This is a genomic window from Streptomyces sp. NPDC042364 (genome assembly GCF_056437585.1).
In genome coordinates this window covers 1-24,005 of record NZ_JBWKAJ010000010.1, presented here as the reverse complement: position 1 = coordinate 24,005, position 24,005 = coordinate 1, and the positions used below count along the sequence as shown (strand labels likewise).

Below are 24,005 nucleotides of genomic sequence, written 5' to 3'. Positions count from 1 at the left end.
CCGTAGCGTAGTGCTGCCCCTACCGTTCGGCAGTGCGGCGTTTACCACACCTAGGGTGGGTTGCATGACGCCGCGAGATGCTTCAGACGACAACCGCTGGTCCGACCTCGACCGTCCGCCCCTCAACGGTGCCGCGTTGCGGCGGGGGCTGGTGCGGGACGGCGGACACGGGGGCCTCTACCGCGATGTGGAGGTCGTGCGGCGCACCGGTTCCACCAACCACGACCTGGTCGATCTCGCGGTCCGGGGGGACGCCGAGGAGGGCGCGGTCCTCGTCGCCGAGGAGCAGACGGCCGGCCGGGGCCGCCTCGACCGGCGGTGGACGGCACCGCCCCGCTCCGGTCTCTTCTTCTCCGTCCTCCTCAAGCCGACCGAGGTGCCCGTCCACCAGTGGGGCTGGCTGCCGCTGCTGACCGGTGTCGCCGTCGCCACCGGGCTGTCCCGGGCCGCCGGCGTCGACACCTCACTCAAATGGCCCAACGACCTGCTGGTGACCGTGGGCGGAGAGGAACGCAAGGCCGGCGGCATCCTCGCCGAGCGCGCCGGTGACGACGGGGTCGTCATCGGGATCGGCATCAACGTCAGCCTGCGGGAGGACGAGCTGCCGGTGCCCACCGCCGGCTCGCTGGCCCTCGCGGGCGCCGTGACCACCGACCGCGATCCCCTGCTGCGCGCCGTGCTGCGGGCGCTGGAGGAGTGGTACGGCCGGTGGCGGCGGGCGGGGGGCGACCCGGCGGCCAGCGGGCTTCAGGAGACGTACGCGGCGGGGTGCGCGACCCTGGGGCGCAAGGTGCGGGCCGAACTGCCGGGCGACCGGTCGATCGTCGGCGAGGCCGTGGCCGTCGACGGTGACGGGCGGCTGGTGCTGGCCACCGGGGACGGGGTGCAGGAGCCGGTGGGCGCCGGGGACATCGTGCACCTGCGCGCCGTGTGAGGAGAGGGGACGCCAGGGACTGGTGGTGTGTGTGGGGCGCCCGTTGTCCGGGAACCCGGTGACGGCGTCCGGCCCGCCCGCCGACCGATGCGGTGGGCCGTACGGTCAAGGGGGCCACCCCTGCCGATCGCACCTGAAGGAGTGAGCTGGCGCACACCTGCCGTAGAGTTGAGGCCGGTCGAGTACGTGACCGCGGGAGATCGGAAGGGCAGCTGGCGTGAGCGTCGAGGACACCGGCACGGACGCGCAGGGCCGCGTGGACCCGCCGGACCCCCAGGGCGCGGACGGCGGCGAGGAGGACCCGCTGGCGCTCCGGCTCGAAGGGCTGATCCTCGGTGCCGAGCGTCGTTACACCCCCTTCCAGGCGGCCCGTAGCGCGGGTGTGTCCATGGAACTGGCGTCCCGTTTCTGGCGGGCCATGGGCTTCGCGGACATCGGCCAGGCCAAGGCGCTCACCGAGGCGGACGTCCTCGCCCTGCGGCGTCTCGCCGGCCTCGTCGAGGCGGGCCTGCTCAGTGAGGCCATGGCCGTGCAGGTGGCACGTTCCACCGGCCAGACCACCGCGCGGCTCGCCGAGTGGCAGATCGACTCCTTCCTTGAGGGGCTGACGGAACCGCCGGAGCCGGGCATGACCCGTACCGAGGTGACGTACCCCCTGGTCGAGCTGCTCCTGCCGGAGCTGGAGGAGTTCCTCGTCTACGTCTGGCGGCGTCAGCTCGCCGCCGCCACCGGCCGGGTCGTGCAGGCCGCCGACGACGAGGAGATGGTCGACCGGCGGCTCGCGGTCTGCTTCGCCGACCTGGTCGGCTTCACCCGGCTCACCCGCCGGATGGAGGAGGAGGAGCTCGGCGAACTCGTCGAGGCGTTCGAGACCACGGCGGCGGATCTCGTCGCGGCGAACGGGGGCCGGCTGATCAAGACGCTGGGCGACGAGGTCCTCTACGCCACGGACGACTCGGGTGTGGCCGCCGAGATCGCCCTGCGGCTGATCGAGACCATGGCGAACGACGAGACCATGCCCGAACTGCGCGTCGGTATGGCCTTCGGGACCGTCACGACCCGGATGGGCGATGTGTTCGGTTCCACGGTGAACCTCGCGAGCCGGCTCACCTCGATAGCGCCCAAGGACGCCGTCCTCGTCGACGCCGCCTTCGCCGAGGAACTCATCCGCACCGGCGAGGCACCCGCGTCGGAGGCGGAGGCCGCCGAGGCCGCGGCCGCCGCCGAGAAGGAGGGCGAGGAACCGCCCACCTACCGCTTCGCCCTCCAGCCCATGTGGCAGCGCCCCGTACGAGGCCTGGGCGTGGTCCAGCCGTGGCTGCTCACCCGCCGGCCGGGTAAGGCGTAGGCCGCGCGGCGACTGCGCGGGCGCGGGGCCGTGGCCGGGTGAGCGGCGGGCTTCCGGCTGAGGAGTGCGAGCGGGCCGGCGGTACCCGCCGGGCCGGAAGCCGAGTGGGGCTTCCGGGTCACGGCCGAGGGACAGGATGCCGCGGCTGGACGCTCTCGGGGCCGGTGGCGGTGTCCTGCGGAAACAGGGAGCACATGCCCGCGCCGTAGGGCGGGCGCGGTGCGCGTCCGGCGCGTGGCGCGGGCCCTGGCCGCGGTGAGGTTCGGGCGCGGCGTGGGTTGCCGGGGCCGTGAGCTCCCGTCATGGCCCCGTCGGCCTGGATGTCCGCCCTCACCTGCCCCCCGGCGTCTCACCTGCCCCCGGCGTGTCGTCGACGCACAGGCCGACGATCGGCATGCACAGACCGGTCCGCTGCGGTCGGGCCGGCTGGGCCGTGTCGCCGAGGGTGGTCGGGGAACCGGGGGCGGCCGATCGCCCGGGCGCGGCCGGCCGTGGGGTGGGGCCGGCCGGAGCACGGCGGGGGCCCTCGGGGGCCGCCGGGGTCTCCGGAAGGGAGGCGCTGGCCGCGGGGGCGCGGCGCGTGCCGGGGCCGCCGGGGAACTCGATGCCGATCGAGGGTACGGCGGAGCCGGTCCGCAGGGGCGGCACGGCGGTGGCCGACCCCGGTGACGGCGGTGCCGTCGGCCTGCGGCCGGTGTCGCCCATCGCGGCCTCGGCGGTCGCTTCGGCCGACGGCATCCCGCCCACGGCCGCCCCGGTGCCGCTCGACCCGTCCGTGACGTCGTCCGCCGACCTGGACGCGCCACCGGCAGCGCCGCCTCCTCCGGCGACCGGGTCCGAGGCCGGCCTCAGCAGGCTCAGCACACCTGCCACCAGGGCCATCCCGCCGAGCGCCGACAGCATCTTCCGGGGGCGCGGGCGCCGGTGCCGGCCCCGGGGACGGGCGGCGAGGCGGACGGGGGCGTGCTGGTCCGGATGGGCGCCCGGCGCCGAGCGCGCGGAGGCCGTGGACGCTGTGGACGCCGTGGACGTCACCCGCGCGGCCGAGGGGGCCCATGGCACCGAGCCTCGCCGGGCTGCTTGCGACGGTGTCCGCGGCCTCGGCGGTCCGGGTGAGGTCCGCGCTGTGGGTGATCCGTCGGCAGTCTGCGCCGTGAGGGGTCGCCGGGTGGTCGCGGGCGCCGGGGGCCGGGTGGGCGGGTCCGGGCGGGGCGAGGCTTTCGGCTGCGCCATGGACGGCCGTCGAGAGGCGTCCGGGGCCGGCGGCCGGGTCGGCGTCCAGGGCTGGGGCGAGCCCTTCGCGGCCCGCGCGGGCGATGAACCGTGCGGGTGCGGGTGCGGGTGCGGGCGCGGCTGTGGCTGTGGCTCCGGCCGCGGCTGCGGCGCGGCCGGTGGTGTTCCGGGCACCGTCTCCGTGGTGGGCGTCGCCGGTCTGGTCACCGGGTTCGTCGTCATGGTCCGTCCTCCCGCCGCGCCCCTGTCACCCGGTGCGCCTGGCGGAGCGCAGGCTATGCAGCGCGGAGGACGATGCGGGTCGGGAAGGAGTGGATGTCACTCGAACGGGGAAACGGGCCGCCGGATCGCCGGGCGGGCGGCGTCGAAACGCGTCGTCATCGGAGGGGCGCGACGGGGTCCGGGGTGTTGCGGGGCGCGCCGGGCTGCGATGATCGGAACGACGGTAGTTAACCTGCGTTAACCGGGAGGGTGTCATGGGTGTCGGTGTCGAGGTGACGGAAGGGCCGGGCGGCGAGCGGCGGTACGGCGAGTTCGTGGTCGTACGGCGGCACGCCCATGTCGCCGAGCTCGCCCTCGACCGGCCGAAGGCCATGAACGCCGTGTCCACCGGCATGGCCCGTTCCATCGCCGCCGCCTGCGACGCGCTGGCCGGCGACCGGGACGTACGGGTGGTCGTGGTGACGTCGACACATGAGCGGGCGTTCTGTGTGGGTGCCGACCTGAAGGAGCGGAACTCGTTCAGCGACGCGGAGCTGGTGCGGCAGCGGCCCGTCGCGCGGGCGGCGTACACCGGCGTGCTGGAGCTGCCGATGCCGACCGTCGCCGCCGTGCACGGCTTCGCGCTGGGCGGCGGGTTCGAGCTGGCGCTGTCCTGCGATGTGATCGTGGCCGACCGCACGGCCGTGGTGGGGCTGCCGGAGGTGTCGGTGGGGGTGATTCCGGGCGGCGGCGGTACGCAGTTGCTGCCGCGCCGGGTGGGGGCCGCGCGAGCGGCCGAGCTGATCTTCACCGCGCGGCGGCTGGAGGCCGCGGAGGCGCGGGAGCTGGGGCTGGTGGACCAGCTGGTGGAGGAGGGGCAGGACCGTACGGAGGCGTTGGCGCTGGCCGCGCGGATGGCCGCCAACTCGCCCGTGGGGCTGCGGGCGGCGAAGCGGGCGCTGCGGCTCGGGCACGGGCTCGATCTGCGGGCGGGGCTGGACGTCGAGGACGCGGCATGGCGCTCGGTGGCCTTCTCGGGCGACCGGGCGGAGGGCGTGGCCGCGTTCAACGAGAAGCGCAAGCCGGAGTGGCCGGGGGAGTGAGCGGGGTGGGCCTCGGCGGCGGCCGCGTGGTTCGCCCACGGGCCGGGACGGGGTGTCGGCGCGGTTCCCCGCGCGCGGGAAGAGCGGGGGCCCGCGGGTTCCGAGTGACCGGGGGCGCGCATGACCGAGCCGTACCCCTGTTCGCCCCACCAACGTCTCAAATCAGACCAAAGCTCCCTAGCCTGGAGTGGTGGGCGAGGACAGACGGCTGAGGGCCGTGGTGGCGTTGGCGCGGGGCATGGCCGCCGCGCACACGCCGCGTGAGTCGTGGCGGGCCGCCGCGGACGGGGCGTGCCGGGCCCTGTCCGGCAGCTTCGCCGCCCTGTCCGTGTGGGAGCGGGAGCGCGGGCTGCTGCGGGTGCTCGTGAACGTGGGCAACCGGGCGGCGGACGAGGAGGAGTTCCCGGAGGACGAGACGTACCCCGTGCACGAGTTCCCGGAGATCGCGGAGTTCCTGCACGAGCGGTGGCTGGAGGGGGGTGAGCCCAACGCCTGGGTGGAGACGGCGGCCGGACCGGCCGCGGATCGGCGCCGGGGCGGCTACTGCCATCACCGGGTGGCGGCGCTGCGCCGGCGCGGCCGGGGCTGCTGTGTGGTGGCACCCGTCGTGCTGAACGGCAGGGCGTGGGGGGAGCTGTATGTGGCCCGGCCCGCCGGGCAGCCCGTCTTCCACGGAGGCGACGCCGCGTTCGCGACGGTGCTCGCCTCGGTCGTCGCGGCCGGGATCGCGCAGTCGGAACGGCTGGAGGAGGCTCGGCGGCTCGCCTTCACCGACTCCCTCACCGGCCTCGGCAACCGGCGCGCGGTCGATCTGCGGCTGGACGAGGCGATGGAGGCCCACCGGCGTGACGGCACGGTGATCAGCCTCGTGGTCTGTGACCTCAACGGGCTGAAGAAGGTCAACGACTCCTTTGGGCACGCCGTGGGCGACCAGGTGCTGGAGCGGTTCGGGTCGGTGCTCTCGCGCTGCGCGGCGGAGCTGCCCCATGTCCTGGCCGCGCGGCTCGGCGGAGACGAGTTCTGCCTGCTGGCGGTGGGCCCGTCGGCGGACGAGGTGGTGCGGGTCGCCGGTGACCTGTGCGCACGGGCGCGGGAGTTGGAGCCGGGTGACGGGGTCTCGTGCGGGGTCGCCTCCACGGGCGACCCGATCGGGCCGCTGCGCTCGGCCCGGCGGCTGTTCCGGCTCGCGGACGCGGCGCAGTACCGGGCCAAGGCCGCCGGTTCCCTCGAGCCGGTCGTCGCGGGCCGGGAGGGCGACGGCGAGGAGGACCCGGTGGTCCGTCTCGCCGACCGGCCGCCCGCTCCCGTCGACCCGGCACACCCCGGGGACCGGCGCCGCTTTCGGGGGCGCCGGTCCTAGGGCGGGCCGCGCGGTGGTTCGAGGTCGCGCGCGGCCCTCGGACGCCTACGGCCCGGGTTTCGTCGCCGGGGCCGTAGGGGCCCCACGGCCGACAGGGGGGAGTGGGGCCGTGGGGACCTGGGGTCATCCGAGACGTCGACTCGTCGTGTGCGCGCAGGGGAGGGCGTGCACGTGAGGCGTCAACGCATCAGGTGTCATGACCGTAACCCTCCTCCCCACCCGGAAAGTCTGTTACCTGCGAGTTTCTGATCGTTCTTTGATCGAACCCTAAAGAACTTCTGATCATTCTCTGATCTACGCGAATTGCTTCGTCCGCGAATGTCGCGGATCGTGTCATGGATCGGCGGCCGCGTAAGGAGTCCCTCCCGCGACCGGTCGTGACATTCGACGATTCAGTCCCTACGATCCTGAATATGGATATGCACTCTGTGGACACGGTGGTGCTCGGGACGTCCGGTGTCACCGCCGCCGACGTCGTCGCCGTGGCGCGCGCCGACGCCCGGGTCGAGCTCTCCGAGGAGGCGCTGGCGGCCCTCGCCGCGGCCCGCGAGATCGTGGAGGCGCTGGCGGCCAAACCGGACCCCGTCTACGGGGTCTCCACCGGCTTCGGCGCCCTCGCGACCCGGCACATCAGCCAGGAGCTGCGCACCCAGCTCCAGCGCAACATCGTCCGCTCCCATGCGGCCGGCATGGGGCCGAGGGTGGAGCGCGAGGTCGTCCGCGCGCTGATGTTCCTGCGGCTGAAGACGGTCTGCTCCGGTCGCACCGGCGTACGCCCCGAGGTCGCGCGGACGATGGCCGACATCCTCAACGCCGGGATCACCCCCGTCGTGCACGAGTACGGCTCCCTCGGCTGCTCCGGTGACCTCGCACCGCTGTCCCACTGCGCGCTCACCCTCATGGGCGAGGGCGACGCCGAGGGCCCCGACGGCGTCGTACGGCCGGCCGCCGAACTGCTCGCCGCGCACGGCATCGCCCCCGTCGAGCTGCGCGAGAAGGAGGGGCTCGCCCTCCTCAACGGCACCGACGGCATGCTCGGCATGCTCGTCATGGCGCTCGCCGACCTGGAGACGCTGTACAAGTCGGCCGACATCACGGCCGCGATCTCCCTGGAGGCGCTGCTCGGCACAGACCGGGTCCTCGCCCCCGAGCTGCACGCCATCCGACCCCACCCGGGGCAGGGCGCCTCCGCCGCCAACATGCTCGCCGTGCTGAGCGGTTCCGGGCTCACCGGGCACCACCAGGACGACGCGCCGCGGGTGCAGGACGCGTACTCCGTGCGCTGCGCCCCGCAGGTCGCCGGAGCGGGGCGGGACACCCTCGCCCACGCGCGGCTCGTCGCCGAACGGGAGTTGGCGTCGGCCGTCGACAACCCCGTGGTCCTGCCTGAGGGCACCTCCCGCTCGAGCGGAGCCGAGAGCGGGGGAGGGCGGGTGGAGTCCAACGGCAACTTCCACGGGGCCCCGGTCGCGTACGTGCTGGACTTCCTCGCCATCGCGGTCGCGGACCTGGCCTCGATCGCCGAGCGGCGCACCGACCGGCTGCTCGACAAGAACCGCTCGCACGGGCTGCCGCCGTTCCTCGCGGACGACGCCGGTGTCGATTCCGGGCTCATGATCGCGCAGTACACGCAGGCGGCGCTGGTCAGCGAACTGAAGCGGCTCGCCGTCCCGGCATCGGCGGACTCGATCCCGTCCTCCGCCATGCAGGAGGACCATGTCTCCATGGGGTGGTCGGCCGCCCGCAAGCTGCGCACCGCCGTCGACAACCTCAGCCGGGTGCTCGCCGTCGAGCTCTACGCCGGCACGCGCGCCGTGGAGCTGCGTGAGGGGCTCACGCCCGCGCCGGCCACCCGGGCGGTCGTCGAGGCCGTACGGAAGTTCGGCGTCGAGGGCCCGGGGCCGGATCGTTTCCTCGCTCCCGACCTGGCCCTCGCCGACACGTTCGTCCGGGAGGGGCGGCTGGTCGCGGCCGCCGAGTCGGTCACCGGCCCGCTGGCCTGACCGGACATCCCCGACCACGCGCAGTGGGGCACCGCCACTCCGGCAGTGCCCCACTGCGTACACGTGTCGGTGGTGGCCGGGTCAGTACGCCTCCAGGCGCCCCTGTCGCACGGAGTACGCGACGAAGCCCGCGCCCAGGCCCAGGAAGAGGGTGCCGCCGACGATGTACGGCGTGGTGTTGGGGCTTCCGGTGTCGGCGAGTTGGGTGGTACGGCCCGTCGACTCCCCGTCCTCGGCCGAGCCGGAGGCGGCCGTCCCGTCGGAGTCGGTCGTGGTCGCCGTCTCCTGCCGTATGTCCGGTGCTTCCTGGGTCGCGTTGGCCGACGGCACGAACCACAGGGCAGCCAGAAGGGTCCCCGCGGCGGTGGCGGTCAGCAGCGATCGGCGGGCGGTGGGCGACGCGCGACGTGCTACGGACACGGAATATCGATCCCCTTGTGACGCTGGCGGATTGGCCGTGGACAGTGATGCTAATGAAAGGCGCGGGTCGCGGGAAAGTCGCGGGTCCCCCGAGCCGTACGCTCCGAAGCATGACTACAGCTGAGACATCACAGTTTGTCCGCCTTCGTGTGGAGTTGGTGGTGGAGGTCGAGAACGTCGAGGCCGTCACCGGCGCCGCGTTGCGGCGGATCGCCGACGATTCCGATATGCCGGGCGACGAACGGGTACACGCCGAGAGCGCGGTGACGGAGGACACGGCGGAGGCGCTCGCGTATCTGATCGACCCGTTCGACCTGGTCGGTGAGGTGCCGGGTGTCGAACTCGCCCAGGCCTCCTGGAGCAGTGAGGGCATCGACTACGACCCCGATTCGCCGGAATGGGGCCTCGACGAGGATGATGACGGCGGGGACGACGAGGAACGCGGACGCGGCTGAGGCGCTTTGGGGGAATCATGACCCCGGGCGGCAACCGCCGCCCGGGGTTCTCTCGTCTCATGGGGCGCACTGCTCACTCGCGCACCACCGCCGCCGGTCGCCGACGACCCGGTCCAGGCGGAGTGGCGTAGCCCACACATCGGCGCCAAGCGGAACGGCTCGGTGCCGTGGTGGTGTTTTAGTGCTTACGGGGATTCTCGGCTCTTGGGGATTTCGGCAACGATGGAGAAGCGTGTGATGACGAACAGTAAGCGGCGCAAGGGCCTGGTGGTCGCGTCCGCACTGCTCGGCGGGGTGCTGGTGCTCTCTGCGTGCAGCGGAGACGGCGGCGACAACGCGTCCGGGAACGACGGCGGGGACTCGCAGTCCAAGGTCGACGAGGCGGCGGCCAAGAAGACCTCCGAGGCCGACATCAAGATCACCCCGAAGGACGGCTCGAACAACGCCTCCATCAACAACTCCGCCAAGGTCGTCGTGAGCAAGGGCACGCTCACCAAGGTGACGATGACCACCGCGGAGGGCACCGCCGTCCAGGGTGAGATATCCGCGGACAAGAAGAGCTGGGCGCCGAGCGTGCAGTTGGAGCGGTCCACCAGCTACAAGATCACCGCCACCGCCGAGGACTCCGAGGGCCGCGAGGCCCACGAGAACGCGGCGTTCACCACCGTCTCGCCCGCCAACAGCTTCATAGGCAACTTCACGCCGGAGGACGGTTCCACCGTCGGCGTCGGCATGCCGGTGTCCATCAACTTCGACAAGGCGATCACCGACAAGGCCGCCGTCCAGAAGGGGATCACCGTCTCCACCAGCTCCGGTCAGGAGGTCGTCGGGCACTGGTTCAACGCGAACCGCATCGACTTCCGGCCCGAGGACTACTGGCAGGAGGGCTCCACCGTCACGCTGAAGCTCGCGCTCGACGGTGTCGAGGGCGCCGAGGGCGTCTACGGCGTCCAGCAGAAGACGGTCTCCTTCAAGATCGGCCGCAACCAGGTCTCGATCGTCGACGCCAAGACCAAGCAGATGAAGGTCACGCAGGACGGCAAGGTCGTCAAGACCATCCCGATCTCCGCCGGCTCGCCCGAGAACAAGACGTACGAGGGCCAGATGGTGATCTCCGAGAAGTTCAAGGAGACCCGGATGAACGGCGCGACGGTCGGCTTCACCGACGACGACGGCAAGGGCGAGTACGACATCAAGGACGTACCCCACGCCATGCGCCTGACGACCTCCGGCACCTTCCTCCACGGCAACTACTGGGGCGCCGACTCCATCTTCGGCAACGTCAACACCAGCCACGGCTGCGTCGGTCTGAACGACACCAAGGGCGCCAACGACCCCAACACCGAGGCCGCCTGGTTCTACGACAACTCGATCGTCGGTGACGTGGTCGTCGTCCAGAACACCGGCGACAAGACGGTCGCCCCGGACAACGGCCTCAACGGCTGGAACATGAGCTGGGCCGACTGGAAGGCGGGCTCCGCCGCCTGAACCGCCGGCCGAGCGGCACCGCGTCGATCACCGGACGCGGCCGCCCTGATGTGACCGTGTGACGCCGATGCCGCCCCCAGGGGCGGCATCGGTGTTTCCGGGGCCGGCCACAGGGTTCTCATCCCGCTTCTCATCCGGCTCTTATCGGGGACTTATCCCCTCATCACCTGGCCTCCCTAGCTTTCGGCCATGTTTCTCACCTACCTGAGGCGCGAACTGCGCCGCCGCAGAAGGGCGGCGCTCGTCGTCGCCTCCGGGCTCGCGCTGGGCATCGCGCTGGTGATCGTGGTCAGCTCCGTGTCGTCCGGGATGGAGAAGGCCCAGACCAAGGTGCTCGAATCCCTCTACGGGCTGGGGACGGACATGACCGTCACCAAGGCCGCCGCCGCGCCCGGTGAGAACGGCGCCGACCGCCCCCGCTTCGAGTTCGACGCACAGGACGAGGACTCGGACGCGGAGCAGAGCAGCGACCTCGTCCGCGTCCAGGGCTTCCAGACCCTGGCGAGCTCGACGGTCGCCGAGGTCGGCGCGCAGCAGGGTGTCGCGGACGCCGTCGGCGGCCTCAGCCTTCAGGTCATCAAGGTCGACGGACAGTTCCGGCGCGGCCAGTTCCAGCAGGACGAGGGCACGGGCGGCCGGCAGCAGGGCGCTCCCGGGCAGAACGGCGGCGCACAGAACGGCGGAGGCGCCGGGCAGCCGCAGGGGCGCGTCGAGGGCGGCGGCGCCGAGTTCGACGTCGACAACTACTCGGTGTACGGCACGGACGTCACCGAGCCGGACCTCGGCCCGCTGACCTCCTCGAAGATCACCGGCGGACGTACCTTCAAGACCTCCGAGACCGAGGCGCGGGTCGTCGTCGCCGACCGGTCGTACGCCGAGGAGAAGGATCTGAAGGTGGGTGACAGCGTCACCATCGACTCCGGGAAGTACGAGGTCATCGGCATCGCCACACCCGACAGCGGGGACGCCGCGGCCGACCTCTACATGCCGCTGAAGCGGGCACAGACGCTCGGCGACGCCAAGAACAAGATCACCACGATCTACGTCAGGGCGAGCGACTCCCAGCGCATCGACTCCGTCAAGTCGGCCATCCGGAAGAACATCCCGGGCACCACGGTCACCACCTCCGCCGATCTCGCCGACACCGTGTCCGGCTCCCTGTCCACCGCCTCCGACCTCGCGTCGAACGTCGGCAAGTGGCTCTCCGCGGCCGTGCTCGTCGCCGCGTTCCTGGTGGCGGGGCTGCTCACCTCCTCGGCGGTCTCGCGCCGGGTACGGGAGTTCGGGACGCTCAAGGCGCTCGGCTGGAAGTCGGGGCGGGTGACCCGGCAGGTCGTGGGCGAGGCCATGGTCAACGGGCTCGTCGGCGGGGCACTCGGTATCGCCCTGGGACTCGCCGGGGCGTGGGCCGTCACGGCGATCAGCCCGACCTTGCAGGCGGAAGTCGGGGCGACCGGCGGCGGGTTCGGCGGCGCCCCCGGCGGAGGCGGCTTCCCGGGCGCGGGTGGTCCCGGCGGCGGGCGCCAGACGGCGTCGAACGCGCTCGACATCGCCCTCACCGCGCCCGTCAGCGTCTCCACGATCGCCCTCGCGGTGGGCCTCGCCGTCACCGGCGGACTGATCGCGGGCGCGTTCGGCGGCTGGCGCGCCTCCCGGCTGCGCCCCGCCGACGCCCTACGGCGGGTCGAGTAGCCGCCCGCCCGCGACCGGAACGGCCAGGTAGGCGGCGGCGCCCCGAACGGAGCCGCCTGGCCGGCCGGGGGCCCTCCCCGACCCGAGCCGGCACGTCGGCCACGACCTCACACCATCCAGGAGTTGCACCATGTACGTACTCACCGGCGTGACCAAGCGGTACACACGCGGCAAGGACACCGTCAACGCGCTCGACGGCGTCGACCTCACCATCGCGGACGGGGACCGGCTGGTCATCCAAGGGCCCACCGGAGGCGGGAAGTCCACCTTGCTCCAGATGCTCGGCGGGCTCGACAGGCCGTCGGCCGGGAGCGTCGAACTCGACGGCACCGACCTGGCCGGGCTGTCCGAGGCCAGGCTCACCCGGGTGCGCAGCGAGAGCATCGGGTTCGTGTTCCAGAGCTTCAACCTGATCCCGACGCTGAGCGCGCAGGAGAACGTGGAGACGGCGCTGGTACCGCTCGGCGTGAAGGCCAGGGAGCGGCGGCGGCGTGCGGCCGAGGCGCTGGGGTCGGTGGGGCTGGGGGAGCGGCTCGGGCATCTGCCGGCGGAGCTCTCGGGCGGTCAGCAGCAGCGGGTCGCGATCGCCCGCGCCCTGGTGAAGCGGCCCAAGGTACTGCTCGCGGACGAACCCACGGGCAACCTCGACGAGTCGACGCGCGACGAGATCATGGAGGTGCTGGAGGCCCTGTGGAAGGAGCACGGGCTCACCTTCGTCATGGTCACCCATGACTCGGCGCTGGCCAAGAAGGCCCCGCGGGTCGCGACGATCAGCAAGGGGCGGATCACGGTGCGGGAGAACGCCGCGGCGTGAGACCGCCCTTGGGCGGCCTCGCGTGGGGTGCGGGGCGCGTGGGAGTGGGGACCGGGCACGTACGGGTTGCGCGTGGGCCCGGGCCTCGCGGTACGGGTGCCGCGAGGGCCACGGCGACGACTCCGAGACACGGCCCACCGGAGGCGGTACCTGCGGCGAGCGCTTCGTCAGGGTGTCGCCGCAGGGAGTCGCTACGGTTTCGCCGACGGCGCGCGGGTCGCGTCCGTGCCCCAGCTGGCCAGCAGACGCAGGGCCTCGGCGGACGGGGAGCCCGGCTCCGCGTGATAGGTGATCAGGGTCTGCTCGTGGTCGTCCGGGAGCCGGAACGACTCGTAGGAGAGGCTCAGGTCACCCACCAGCGGGTGACGCATCTCCTTCACGCCGTGGCTCTTCTCCTTCACGTCGTGCGCGGCCCACAGCCGCCGGAACTCCTCGCTCTTCACCGACAACTCGCCCACCAGCGCCGACAGCCGCGGATCGTCGGGGTGACAGCCCGCGTCCATCCGCAGATAGCTGACGATGTCGGCGGCCTTCTGCTCCCAGTCGACGTACAGGTCCCGGTAGTCGGGCCGCAGGAACACCATGCGCGCCCAGTTCCGCTCCTGCGCCGGCAGCTCCGACCAGTCACCGAACACCGCCGCCGCCATCCGGTTCCACACGAGGATGTCCGAGCGCCGCCCGGTGATGTACGCGGGGACGCCGTCCAGGGAGTCGATCAGTTGCCGCAGGGCGCCCCTGACCTGCTGCGGACGGGCCGACGGCTTCTTCTTGTGGGCCTTCGGCTTGGCGAGGTGCGTCAGATGGTTGCGCTCGGCGTCGCTCAGCCGAAGGGCGCGCGCGATGGCGTCGAGCACCTCCGCCGACACGTTGCGCCCGTTGCCCTGTTCCAGCCGTGTGTAGTAGGCCACGGACACACCCGCCAGCTGTGCCAGCTCCTCCCGCCGCAGCCCGGGCACCCGGCGGTGCCGGCCGAAGTCCGGCAGTCCGACGTCCTCCGGCTTCAGCCGGGCCCGCCGCGTCCGCAGGAACTCGCTGAGTTCGGCACGCCGGTCGAGGGGGGTTCCGGCGGGGCCGCCGAGCGGCTGCCCGTCCCGCACGGCTTCGGGCTGTTCGTCCATACGTCAAGTATTCCTGGTCGTACGCCCAGGAGCCTGACCCCGCCAGTGGTAGGACCAGCGGACGTACGCAGAGCCGTGGCCTGGGTGGATGCCGCGATCTCGGGCAGGCTGACATCCGTGCCCGGCCGGAAGGCAGGCCGGGCACGGATACAACGGCTAGGAGAACCCTCGGCATGACCACCACAGTCGCCGCCTACGCGGCCCCCTCCGCCAAGGCTCCGCTGGAGCGCACGACCATCGAGCGCCGCGCGGTCGGTGAGTTCGACGTTCTGATCGACATCAAGTTCGCCGGTATCTGCCACTCGGACATCCACCAGGCCCGGGAGGGCTGGGGCGAGGCGATCTTCCCGATGGTGCCGGGCCACGAGATCGCCGGTGTCGTCGAGGCCGTCGGCTCCGGCGTCACCAAGTTCGCCGTCGGCGACCGCGTGGGCGTCGGCTGCCTGGTCGACTCCTGCCGGGAGTGCGAGAACTGCGAGGCCGGACTGGAGCAGTACTGCCTCAAGGGCGGCGTCGGCACGTACAACGCGCTCGACAAGAACGGTGAGCCGACCTACGGCGGCTACTCGGAGAAGATCGTCGTCGACGAGGCCTTCACCGTGCGCATCCCCGACGGCATATCCCTCGACGAGGCCGCGCCGCTGCTGTGCGCGGGCATCACCACGTACTCCCCGCTCCGGCACTGGAACGCCGGCCCGGGCAAGAAGGTCGCCATCGTCGGCCTGGGCGGCCTCGGCCACATGGGCGTCAAGCTCGCGCACGCGCTCGGCGCGGAGGTGACCGTCCTGTCCCAGTCGCTCCGCAAGCAGGAGGACGGGCTGAAGCTGGGCGCCGACCACTACCACGCGACCAGCGACCCGGCGACGTTCGAGAAGCTGCGGGGTTCGTTCGACCTGATCCTGTCGACGGTCTCGGCGCCGCTGAACCTGGACGCGTATCTGTCCCTGCTCAAGACCGACGGCGCGTTCGTGAACGTCGGCGCGCCGGAGGAGCCGGTCGCCCTCAACCTGTTCTCGGTGATCGCCGGCCGCAAGACCCTCGCCGGGTCCGGGATCGGGGGCATCCGTGAGACCCAGGAGATGCTCGACTTCTGCGCCGAGCACGGACTGGGCGCCGAGATCGAGCTCATCCGGGCCGACCAGATCAACGAGGCGTACGAGAGGGTGCTGGCGAGCGACGTCCGCTACCGCTTCGTGATCGACACGGCGACGATCTGATCGGGGCGGGCCCTGCGGGGCCGGGGGTGGTGCGGGCGCCCGCAGTACAGGGCCGCACCGGTGCACTCGCCGGGGCCGGGGAGACGCACATGCCGGAAAGCCGCCGAACGGCGTCCACACCACCCCGGGGGCAGGGAACCTCAGTCCCCGGGCAGGGACACGCCGGTGCCCCCGAGCCCGCAGTAGCCCGCCGGATTCCTGTGCAGGTACTGCTGGTGCAGCGCGCTCGCCGGATAGAACGGGTGCTCCTCGGCGGCCACGATCTCGGTCGTGATCACCCCGTACCCGGCGGCCGACAGCGCGGCCTGATACCGCTCGCGGGTCCTCTCGGCGGTCGCGGCCTGTTCCGGCGAGTGCGCGAAGACCACCGAGCGGACATGCGTACCGACGTCGTTGCCCTGGCGGAAGCCCTGCGTCGGGTCATGCCCCTCCCAGAACACGCGGAGCAGCCGCTCGTACGACACCTCGGCCGGGTCGAACACCACCCGTACCGTCTCCGCGTGTCCGGTCAGCCCCGTCCGCACCTCCTCGTCGACCGGGTACGGCGTGTAGCCGCCCTGGAACCCGACGAGGGTGGTGCGGACACCGCCCGGCAGCTGCCAGAACCGCCGTTCGGCACCCCAGAAGCAGCCCATCGCGAAAGCGGCGACCTCGGCCCCCTCGGGATACGGCCCCCGCAACGCCGTCCCCAGGACGGCATGTGTCTCGGGCACCTCGTACGCGAGCGCCGACCGCCCCGGCGGAGCCTCCCCGGCCGTGGGCATCCGTAATTCCCGAGCCCGTCCGAACAACATGGGCGACCCCCTCGTCCGAATCATCTGCACCGTCCATGGCGCCACCGGCCCCGTCGGCACCACCGGCTTCACCGCTTCACCGGCCCCGTGGGCCCGGCGGGCCGGGGCTCCCGTGCGCCGGCTCTCGCCATTCTGCCGCGAGCGCGGCCCCGGCAGCGGATGCGTCCCCGCCCCCACGGCCGGACGATGGAGACGGAAGCACGAGCGGAGGCATGCGGTCGCGGCGATCACCACCCGGGGGGTTTCCGAGGTGTGAGTGACATGCCCCTTCAAAAGGTCCGCCCGGGTACCGTGCACCGGCTGCGCCCGGACATCAGCGTTATCGCCGACAGCCTGGAGGTGCCGGGCATCGGGCACATCCCCGTGAACGCCTTCGTACTGCTCGGCGCGCAACCCGTGGTCGTGGACACCGGGTTGGGGCTGCCCGACCGGAACTTCGTCGATGTCCTCGGCACCGTGCTGGACCCGGCCGACGTCCGCTGGATCTGGCTCACCCACCCCGACCGCGACCACACGGGCGGGATCTTCGACCTGTTGGCGGCGGCCCCCGAGGCGCGCGTCGTGACGACGTTCCTGGGCGCCGGCATCCTGTCCTGCGAGCATCCGCTGCCCCTCGACCGGGCCCACCTCGTGAACCCCGGCGAGACGCTCGACATCGGGGACCGCACCCTCACCGGGTTCCGTCCGCCGCTGTTCGACAACCCCGCCACCGTCGGCTTCTTCGACGACCACTCCGGTGTCTGCTTCAGCTCCGACTGCTTCGGCGCCCCGCTGCCCACCGCCGAGCTCGCCCAGGCCGGTGACGTCCGCGATGTCGCGGTCGAGGAACTGCGCACCGCCCAGCTCCTGTGGGCCACGGTCGACAGCCCCTGGGTCCAGACGGTCGACGTCGAGAAGTACCTCAGGACCTTCGACTCCCTGAAGGACCGCAAGCCCGACCTGGTCCTCTCGACGCACCTCCCGCCGGCCGCCGGCATCACCGGCGCCATGCTCGACACCCTCGCCACCGCCCCGTCCGCACCGCCCTTCGTCGGCCCGGACCAGGTGGCCCTGGAACAGATGCTGGCGAGCTTCCAGCCGGACGGGGGCGGCCCCTGAGAGCCGCCTCAGCCGTCCGCCTTCGCCACACCGACCGGGCAGGACACCCCCGTCCCGCCCAGCCCGCAGTACCCGTTCGGGTTCTTGCTGCTTGAAAGGTACTGCTGGTGGTAGCCCTCGGCGGGGTAGAACGCGTGGTCCTCCGCCGGGAGGATCTCCGTGGTGATCGTGCCGTAGCCGGAGCCGGTGAGGACCTTCTGGTAGGCCTCGCGGGAGGCTTCGGCTGCCTTCGCCTGGGCCGGGGTGTGGGTGTAGACGGCGGAGCGGTACTGGGTGCCCACGTCGTTGCCCTGGCGGTAGCCCTGGGTCGGGTCGTGGGACTCCCAGAACACCTGGAGGAGACGCTCGTAGGAGATCAGGGAGGGGTCGTACACGACGCGGACGACCTCGGTGTGGCCGGTGAGGCCGGAGCACACCTCCTCGTACGTGGGGTTCTCGGTGAAGCCGCCCTGGTAGCCGACGAGCGTGGTCCACACGCCCGCCGGGAGCTGCCAGAACTTCCGCTCCGCGCCCCAGAAGCAGCCGAGGCCGAAGTCGGCGGTCTCCAGGTGCTCGGGGTAGGGGCCGAGGAGCGGGGTGCCGAGCACGGTGTGCCGGTCGGGCACGGTGAACGGCAGCTCGGCGCGGCCACGCAGAGCCTGCTCGGGGGTGGGCAGCTGGGGCGTGCGGCCGAAGAGCATCGGGACTCCTTGGGAGACGTGCGGAAACGAGCGGGCGGTACCTGGAGAACGCTCCGGGTACCGCCCGAATTCCGGTCACCGACGCGGTGCTGTCAGCCGGCGCTCTCCGCCGCCACCGCCTGCGCCGAGGCGTTGCGGATCCGGCAGTAGAACGCGGCCATCTCCTCCTCGCTGCTCCGGTAGCGCCAGGGCAGCGCGTTGACGTGACCGTCGACCAGCCTGAACTGTTCGAGCGCGGCGGCGTCGCGGTCCTGGAGGGCGAGGTAGTACGCCAGGAGATGGCGCAGCTCCGGCAGCCGCGGGTGGTCCTGGTCGGCCGCGGCGGCGTCCGCGAGGCCCGCGTCCACCCGGCCGATCATCCGGGGCGTACGGTCCACCTCGCTGTCGTCCGACTGGTCGTGCTCGAAGTGGGCGATCAGCGGCAGCACGGTGAGCAGGCTGCCCAGCGGCGCGTTCTCGGCCGCCCGCTCGGCGAAGTCGGTCGCCAGCTTCTCCGAGCCCCGCCACTTCGCGCACCAGTACTGGAGCGCCATGTAGTGCGCCTCGTAGTGGTGCGGTGCGCGGGCGGTGATCTCCGTCCAGAGCCGGTCCATCTCGGCGTGCGGGTAGCCCAGTCCGAGGGCGACGGTGATCTCCGTGACGTACGGCGTGGGGTCGTCGGGGTGGAGCGCGGCGGCGCGCGCGATCTCCTCGCGGGAACGTTCCAGCATCCGGTGGAAGCCCGCGAACTGCTCGCCCGTCGTGTGCTGGGCGCGTTGGGCGCCCCGCATCTTCCCGCCGAGGATGACCGTGCTGCGGGCGCGGACGAGTGCCGCGTCGGGGTCGTCGGGCCGGTCGGCCTCCCAGGCCAGCAGCCACTCGTCGTCATCGGCGGCGATCCCGCCCAGCAGGCCCGTCGCCCAGGAGCGGCGGTCCCAGTCCCGGCCGATGTCCTGCAGCAGCTTGGCGGCGGCCTTCCAGTCGCCGCCGCGCACGGCGGCGAGCGTCGCGTCGACGTCCGCCGGCAGCGGACCCGCGTACGTGGTGTTCTGCCGTTCGGCGGGGAGCAGGCCCAGCGCCTCCGCGGCGTCCGGGGCGGCGTCGCCGCCGGGGCGGAAGAACTCCTTGAGGAACACCCCGGCCAGCCACAGACCGATGAGGAGGACGGGCACGGCCAGAACGGCCAGTATCCACAGCAGTACGGTCATCGCGGGGCGTCCGTTTCTCGCGCGGCGGGGCCTTGGGGAGCGGAGGGCAGCAGCGCGCGCAGCGGCCCGGTGTCCGGGTGGTCGGCGATCGCCGCCCCGATCGCGGCGCCGAGGTCGGCCTCGGAGCCGTCGGCCGCGGGCGCCAGACGCACCACGGCGGCGTCCGCCCAGGAGAACTCCCAGCGCAGCCGGGAGTGGGCGCTCAGCTCGGCGAGCACCATGGTCTGCAGTCCGTCCGCCAGCGCGGGCCGGACGAACTCGCGGAAGGCCCGGCCCTTCGCCTCCGCCGCCTGGTCGGACACCGGCAGCCGTCGGGCCAGCTGCCACAGCTGACCGTCGTCGATCACCTTGAGCAGGCCCCGCAGGGACGGGTGCTCCTTGGTGTACATCGCGAGCGCCCGGTGCAGCGCGGTGTCCGCGGAGACGAAGTTCGCCGCCATCGAACCGTCCAGCAGCTCCTGCCAGCCGGCGGTGCGGTCGAACCGCAGCACGTCGTCGGTGAGGACCGCGTCCTCCAGCTCGGCCAGCGTCCGCTCCGGGTCCTTGAGCAGGGTCAGCGCCGCGCCCCTCGCCTCGTCGGTGCGGCCGTCGGCGGGCAGCGCCTCGATCCGCGCGACGCGGTCGGCGATCGGCGGGTGCGAGTCGTACGGCGACGACGGCTCGGTCGGCAGATCGGTGCGCAGCCCGACCAGTTCGAGCTGGCGGGCGGTCAGCATCCGGCCGAACCCGCCGAAGAACTCGCCGCGCGGCGGCAGCAGCCGGGCCTCGGAGCCGAGCGTGGCGTAGCTGTTCATGTAGAAGCCGAACGCGGCGGACAGCGCCGGGATCTCGCGCAGCGCCGACGCGGTGGCGTCGCGTCCGGCGATCCGGGCCGCGGCGGCGTCGGCCGCGTACTCCTCGCGGCGCGAACCGGCGAGCGTGGCCCGGAAGTACAGGTGGGCGTAGGCGACGTAGATCCGTGCCATCACCCGGTACGTGAAGCCCGAGTGGCGGGTGTCGATCTCCTTGGTCTTCTTGCCCTTGGCGGCGGCCTTGGCGTTCTTCTTCTCCTGCCGGGCCTGCTCACGTCCCGCGGTCTTGCCGGCCCGCTCCTCGAAGTTGTCGATGGTGCGCAGCACCTGGGCCCGGCCGCGTGCGGTGATCGCCGCGAGCCGGGTGTCGGAGTTCGAGTAGTGGCCCAGCTCATGGGCGAGGACCGCGCGCAGTTGAGCCTCGGTCAGGCCCTGCAGCAGCGGTACGCCGAGGTAGAGGCGGCGAGGTCCGGGCAGCAGGCCGAGCAGCCGGGCGTCCTCGCTGACGGCGGCGTTGACGTCGGGCGTCAGCAGGATGCGCGACGGGGCGCGGGTGCCGACCTGGTCGGCGAGCTCCCGCACGGTGCGCCACAGCGCGGGCTCGTCGGCCTCCGTCACCGCCAGGCCGGGCCGCTCCTCGCCCTTCGGGGTCCGCAGCATGAACAGTCCGCGGATCAGCGGCAGGGCCAGGAGTACGGAGACCACGTACAGCTTGAGCGCCACGCCGGACGGCGCGTGCAGGTACAGCAGGTAGTCGGCGCCGGCGAGCACCGCCAGCAGGATCACGCCGAGCAGATAGAAGCCGGCGAGCAACACGAGAGCGCGCACTGCGCGCAGGGTTGCGCCCATCGGGCAGTTTCCCCCCACGGAGTGATCGCGAACGATCACGAAATCAGCTGAATCGGTCGGTCTAGGACGTGTCCATGACCAAGAGGTGAGGGGGCGGAGTATTTCTCACGGGATGTGGGGGTGGCAAGGCCTTACTGGAGGGCCGCCAGGGGGTGTGCGGATTCCGTGCGCGGGAGCCGCCGGGCCCATCGGCCGGCCGGGGACGCCCCGGCGCCCCGGCGGAGCCTCGCCACCCGGTCCGCCCGGCGCGCCGGCCGCGACGAGTCCGCACGCCGCGAGACCGTCTCCCGCCGGTCCGCGGTGCGGACGTGGCCTGCCGCCCGTTCACGGTGTGGACGTGGCCTGCCGCCGGCCCGCGGTGTGGCGCCTACGCCGGCCCCCGCCAGGTCCGTGCATCCCGTCGCCTCCGCCGGAGGGCACCTGCTGGACTCGCCTCCGCGCGAGGGCCACCGGCGGCCGTGACCCACGCCGCCGGTACGACCGGGCCGGGCAGGCCGGTGTGCGGCGAGGCCGTCGGTGCCGGGTGCGCGGGTCCGGCCGGTGCGGGTGGGGGTGAGGCCTGGGGTGAGTGCCGGGTGCGGCCTGGGGGGTGTACGAATGCGGCCCGGCGCACCGGTCGTCAGTGCAGCAGTGTCGCCGGGCTGCCGCCGTTCGCCTCGTAGCCCGCGACCGCCAGGGCCCGGTATATCGCGTAGTCCGAGGCGGGGTCGGAGGCCAGCGTCCAGGGAAGGGCGCCCACATGGCCGTCGACGTGCACCAGCTGGTTCATGGCCTCGGCCCAGCGCTCGGCGCGGACCAGGAAGAAGATCAGCAGATGGCGGACATGGGCCAGCATCGGGTCGTCCGGCCGGGCCGAGTGCACCGCGTACAGGGCGCCGTGCATCGCCTTGGTGACGACCTCGCTCTCGTAGAAGCCCTGCACCACGATCACCTCGGGCAGGTGCTCGAACACGGCGAACAGCGGCATCGCCGCCAGCAGCGACCCCTGCGGCGCGCGCGCCGCGGCCGACTCCGCGAACGCGTACGCCAGCTCGCGCGAGCCGTGCCACTTCTCGCACCAGTAGTGCAGAGCCGCCAGATGCGCACCCATGTGCGCCGGCGCGCGGTCCAGGATCCTCAACCAGAGCTGCTCGAACTCCTCGCGGGGGTAGGCGAGACCGCGCGCGACCGACAGCTCGATGATGTACGGGATCGGGTCACCCGGGGCGAGCAGCGCCGCGTCGCCGCACGCCGCCCTCGCCTCCTCCATGATGATCCGGAACTCGTCCGTGCCCGGCGTCGCCGTACGCCACGCCTGCTGCACCAGGAACTCCGCGTGCACCGCGGCGCCGCCCGCGTCCTTGGGCGCCTCGGTGCGCCACCCCCGGAGCCACTGCCCGCCCGGCGCGTCGTCCACCCCGCCCGGCCGCTGCGCCAGCTCCAGCGACGCCGCGCCCGCGAACGCCTGCACCCGCTGCCAGCGCACCTCGCCGTCCGCCTCGGTCCCGGCCAGCAGCTGCTGCGCCGCCCGGTAGTCCTGGGTGCGCTGCACCACGTCCAGCACGTCCAGCAGATCCTGGTCGTCGCCGGGCATCCGGACATCCAGCAGCTCCTGCCGGACGAACCCGTAGGTCGCCGGATCGGCCGCGTCCGGGTGCCCCGCGTGCACCTGCTGAATACCGGCCCGCCTACGCGCCACGATCGGCCACACCACCATGCCGATCATGAGCACCGCCATCAGCCCCCAGAGAATCTCCATACGCCAAGGGTTCCAGACACCACCGGCAATTGCCCAACCCGAGCCCGGACCACCGCGGGCGGAGCCCCTGCGCCACGGCACGCACGCCCCGGCCACGAGGCACCCCCGGCCACGAGGCACCCCGAGCCCCGAGGCCCGAGCCCCGAGGCCCGAGGCCCGAGCCCCGAGCGCCGAGCCCCGAGGCCCGAGGAGCCACGGCGCGCCCCTCGCGCTCCGGAAGACATACCCTCGGGGTCATGAGCGACAGCTACACGCACTTCGAGACCCTCGCGATCCACGCCGGCAACACCGCGGATCCCCTCACCGGCGCGGTCGTCCCGCCGATCTACCAGGTCTCGACCTACAAGCAGGACGGCGTAGGCGGCCTGCGCGGCGGCTACGAGTACAGCCGCAGCGCCAACCCCACCCGCACCGCACTGGAGGAGAACCTCGCCGCCCTGGAGGGCGGCAGCCGCGGCCTCGCCTTCGCGTCCGGACTGGCCGCCGAGGACTGCCTGCTGCGTACGCTCCTCAGCCCCGGCGACCACGTGGTCATCCCCAACGACGCGTACGGCGGCACGTTCCGCCTCTTCGCGAAGGTCGTCTCCCGGTGGGGCGTGGACTGGTCTGTCGCCGACACCAGCGACCCCGCGGCCGTGCGGGCCGCCATCACCCCGAAGACCAAGGCGGTCTGGGTGGAGACCCCCTCCAACCCGCTGCTCGGCATCACCGACATCCCGGCCGTCGCGCAGATCGCCCGCGAGGCCGGCGCGAAGCTCGTCGTCGACAACACCTTCGCCACCCCCTACCTCCAGCAGCCGCTGGCGCTCGGCGCGGACGTCGTCGTGCACTCGCTCACCAAGTACATGGGCGGCCACTCCGACGTCGTCGGCGGCGCCCTGATCGTCAACGACCAGGCTCTCGGGGACGAGCTGGCGTACCACCAGAACGCGATGGGCGCGGTCGCCGGGCCCTTCGACTCCTGGCTCGTGCTGCGCGGCACCAAGACGCTCGCCGTCCGCATGGACCGGCACAGCGAGAACGCCACGAAGATCGCCGACATGCTCACCCGCCACCCGCGCGTCTCCCGTGTCCTCTACCCGGGCCTCCCCGAGCACCCGGGCCACGAGGTGGCCGCCAAGCAGATGAAGGCGTTCGGCGGCATGGTGTCGTTCCAGGTCGACGGCGGCGAGGAGGCGGCCGTCGAGGTCTGCAACCGCGCCAAGGTGTTCACCCTCGGTGAGTCCCTGGGCGGCGTCGAGTCCCTGATCGAGCACCCGGGACGCATGACACACGCCTCCGCGGCCGGTTCCGCCCTGGAGGTCCCCGCCGACCTCGTCCGCCTCTCCGTGGGCATCGAGAACATCGACGACCTCCTCGAGGACCTCCAGCAGGCCCTGGGCTAGTCCCAAGGCCGTGAAGTTTGCGGCTGGGGTGTGTTGTCAAGGGCTGGCGGCGGCGAGGATTTCGATGCTGGTGGTGGCTTTGTAGCTGGTCCGGTCG

General features: G+C 72.6%; 20 protein-coding genes. 12 read left to right on the top strand and 8 right to left on the bottom strand.

The features are described from left to right. The first annotated feature begins 64 nt into the window (after positions 1-64). Both AC067N_RS20995 and AC067N_RS20990 read left to right on the top strand, forming a co-directional pair. Positions 65-934 (top strand): biotin--[acetyl-CoA-carboxylase] ligase, encoded by an 870-nt coding sequence (locus AC067N_RS20995; protein ID WP_478680404.1) that lies wholly within the window; start codon positions 65-67, stop codon positions 932-934. A 217-nt stretch (positions 935-1,151) separates the two neighbouring features. Next, a complete protein-coding gene (locus tag AC067N_RS20990) occupies positions 1,152-2,282 on the top strand; it encodes an adenylate/guanylate cyclase domain-containing protein (protein WP_478680403.1) in 1,131 nt (376 codons plus the stop codon). Positions 2,283-2,612: 330 nt separating this feature from the next. On the opposite strand, the gene AC067N_RS20985 is transcribed toward AC067N_RS20990, so the two are convergent. Next, positions 2,613-3,317 (bottom strand): hypothetical protein, encoded by a 705-nt coding sequence (locus tag AC067N_RS20985; protein WP_478680402.1) that lies wholly within the window; start codon positions 3,315-3,317, stop codon positions 2,613-2,615. Between the two features lie 674 nt (positions 3,318-3,991). Between AC067N_RS20985 and AC067N_RS20980 the strand changes: the two genes are divergently transcribed. The 3 genes from AC067N_RS20980 (at position 3,992) to hutH (ending at position 8,182) form a co-directional block, all read left to right on the top strand. Beyond that, positions 3,992-4,819 carry an enoyl-CoA hydratase/isomerase family protein gene (locus AC067N_RS20980; protein ID WP_478680401.1) on the top strand — a complete coding sequence of 276 codons (828 nt, stop codon included), beginning with the start codon at positions 3,992-3,994 and terminating at the stop codon, positions 4,817-4,819. A 190-nt stretch (positions 4,820-5,009) separates the two neighbouring features. Next, the gene (locus tag AC067N_RS20975; RefSeq protein WP_478680400.1) at positions 5,010-6,179 is read left to right on the top strand and encodes a GGDEF domain-containing protein; all 1,170 of its coding nucleotides are present in this window, start codon (positions 5,010-5,012) and stop codon (positions 6,177-6,179) included. A gap of 428 nt (positions 6,180-6,607) precedes the next feature. Continuing rightward, the gene (gene hutH / locus AC067N_RS20970) at positions 6,608-8,182 is read left to right on the top strand and encodes a histidine ammonia-lyase (RefSeq protein ID WP_478680616.1); all 1,575 of its coding nucleotides are present in this window, start codon (positions 6,608-6,610) and stop codon (positions 8,180-8,182) included. A gap of 81 nt (positions 8,183-8,263) precedes the next feature. On the opposite strand, the gene AC067N_RS20965 is transcribed toward hutH, so the two are convergent. Beyond that, entirely contained in the window at positions 8,264-8,602 is a 339-nt protein-coding gene (locus tag AC067N_RS20965; RefSeq protein WP_478680399.1) for a hypothetical protein, read from the bottom strand. A 110-nt stretch (positions 8,603-8,712) separates the two neighbouring features. Between AC067N_RS20965 and AC067N_RS20960 the strand changes: the two genes are divergently transcribed. The 4 genes from AC067N_RS20960 (at position 8,713) to AC067N_RS20945 (ending at position 13,051) form a co-directional block, all read left to right on the top strand. After that, a complete protein-coding gene (locus AC067N_RS20960; RefSeq protein WP_478680398.1) occupies positions 8,713-9,057 on the top strand; it encodes a hypothetical protein in 345 nt (114 codons plus the stop codon). A 237-nt stretch (positions 9,058-9,294) separates the two neighbouring features. Next, positions 9,295-10,545 carry a L,D-transpeptidase gene (locus AC067N_RS20955; protein ID WP_478680397.1) on the top strand — a complete coding sequence of 417 codons (1,251 nt, stop codon included), beginning with the start codon at positions 9,295-9,297 and terminating at the stop codon, positions 10,543-10,545. 189 nt (positions 10,546-10,734) lie between these two features. Beyond that, positions 10,735-12,237: an ABC transporter permease gene (locus tag AC067N_RS20950; protein WP_478680396.1), complete on the top strand. Its 1,503-nt coding sequence runs from the start codon at positions 10,735-10,737 to the stop codon at positions 12,235-12,237. Between the two features lie 130 nt (positions 12,238-12,367). Next, complete coding sequence (locus AC067N_RS20945; RefSeq protein ID WP_478680395.1) at positions 12,368-13,051, top strand: ABC transporter ATP-binding protein; 684 nt, start codon at positions 12,368-12,370, stop codon at positions 13,049-13,051. Positions 13,052-13,242: 191 nt separating this feature from the next. On the opposite strand, the gene AC067N_RS20940 is transcribed toward AC067N_RS20945, so the two are convergent. Next, positions 13,243-14,169, bottom strand: coding sequence for a helix-turn-helix domain-containing protein (locus AC067N_RS20940; protein ID WP_478680394.1), 927 nt, complete (start codon positions 14,167-14,169; stop codon positions 13,243-13,245). A gap of 173 nt (positions 14,170-14,342) precedes the next feature. Here AC067N_RS20940 and AC067N_RS20935 point away from each other — a divergent pair, with 173 nt between their 5' ends. Further along, complete coding sequence (locus tag AC067N_RS20935; protein ID WP_478680393.1) at positions 14,343-15,386, top strand: NAD(P)-dependent alcohol dehydrogenase; 1,044 nt, start codon at positions 14,343-14,345, stop codon at positions 15,384-15,386. A 140-nt stretch (positions 15,387-15,526) separates the two neighbouring features. Here AC067N_RS20935 and msrA (AC067N_RS20930) read toward each other — a convergent pair whose 3' ends face one another. After that, the gene (gene msrA / locus AC067N_RS20930) at positions 15,527-16,180 is read right to left on the bottom strand and encodes a peptide-methionine (S)-S-oxide reductase MsrA (protein WP_478680392.1); all 654 of its coding nucleotides are present in this window, start codon (positions 16,178-16,180) and stop codon (positions 15,527-15,529) included. A gap of 261 nt (positions 16,181-16,441) precedes the next feature. Here msrA (AC067N_RS20930) and AC067N_RS20925 point away from each other — a divergent pair, with 261 nt between their 5' ends. Next, complete coding sequence (locus AC067N_RS20925; RefSeq protein WP_478680391.1) at positions 16,442-17,278, top strand: MBL fold metallo-hydrolase; 837 nt, start codon at positions 16,442-16,444, stop codon at positions 17,276-17,278. 8 nt (positions 17,279-17,286) lie between these two features. Here AC067N_RS20925 and msrA (AC067N_RS20920) read toward each other — a convergent pair whose 3' ends face one another. The 4 genes from msrA (AC067N_RS20920) to AC067N_RS20905 all read right to left on the bottom strand — a co-directional run bounded on the left by msrA (AC067N_RS20920) (position 17,287) and on the right by AC067N_RS20905 (position 22,523). Then, the gene (gene msrA, locus AC067N_RS20920) at positions 17,287-17,958 is read right to left on the bottom strand and encodes a peptide-methionine (S)-S-oxide reductase MsrA (RefSeq protein WP_478680390.1); all 672 of its coding nucleotides are present in this window, start codon (positions 17,956-17,958) and stop codon (positions 17,287-17,289) included. A gap of 92 nt (positions 17,959-18,050) precedes the next feature. Beyond that, the gene (locus tag AC067N_RS20915) at positions 18,051-19,145 is read right to left on the bottom strand and encodes a hypothetical protein (RefSeq protein ID WP_478680389.1); all 1,095 of its coding nucleotides are present in this window, start codon (positions 19,143-19,145) and stop codon (positions 18,051-18,053) included. Continuing rightward, positions 19,142-20,785: a M48 family metallopeptidase gene (locus tag AC067N_RS20910; RefSeq protein WP_478680388.1), complete on the bottom strand. Its 1,644-nt coding sequence runs from the start codon at positions 20,783-20,785 to the stop codon at positions 19,142-19,144. The genes AC067N_RS20915 and AC067N_RS20910 overlap by 4 nt, the downstream gene beginning before the upstream one ends. A 619-nt stretch (positions 20,786-21,404) precedes the next feature. After that, complete coding sequence (locus AC067N_RS20905) at positions 21,405-22,523, bottom strand: hypothetical protein (protein ID WP_478680387.1); 1,119 nt, start codon at positions 22,521-22,523, stop codon at positions 21,405-21,407. Positions 22,524-22,759: 236 nt separating this feature from the next. On the opposite strand from AC067N_RS20905, the gene AC067N_RS20900 reads away from it, so the two are divergent. Continuing rightward, a complete protein-coding gene (locus AC067N_RS20900; protein WP_478680386.1) occupies positions 22,760-23,908 on the top strand; it encodes a cystathionine gamma-synthase in 1,149 nt (382 codons plus the stop codon). The last annotated feature ends 97 nt before the right edge of the window (positions 23,909-24,005 follow it).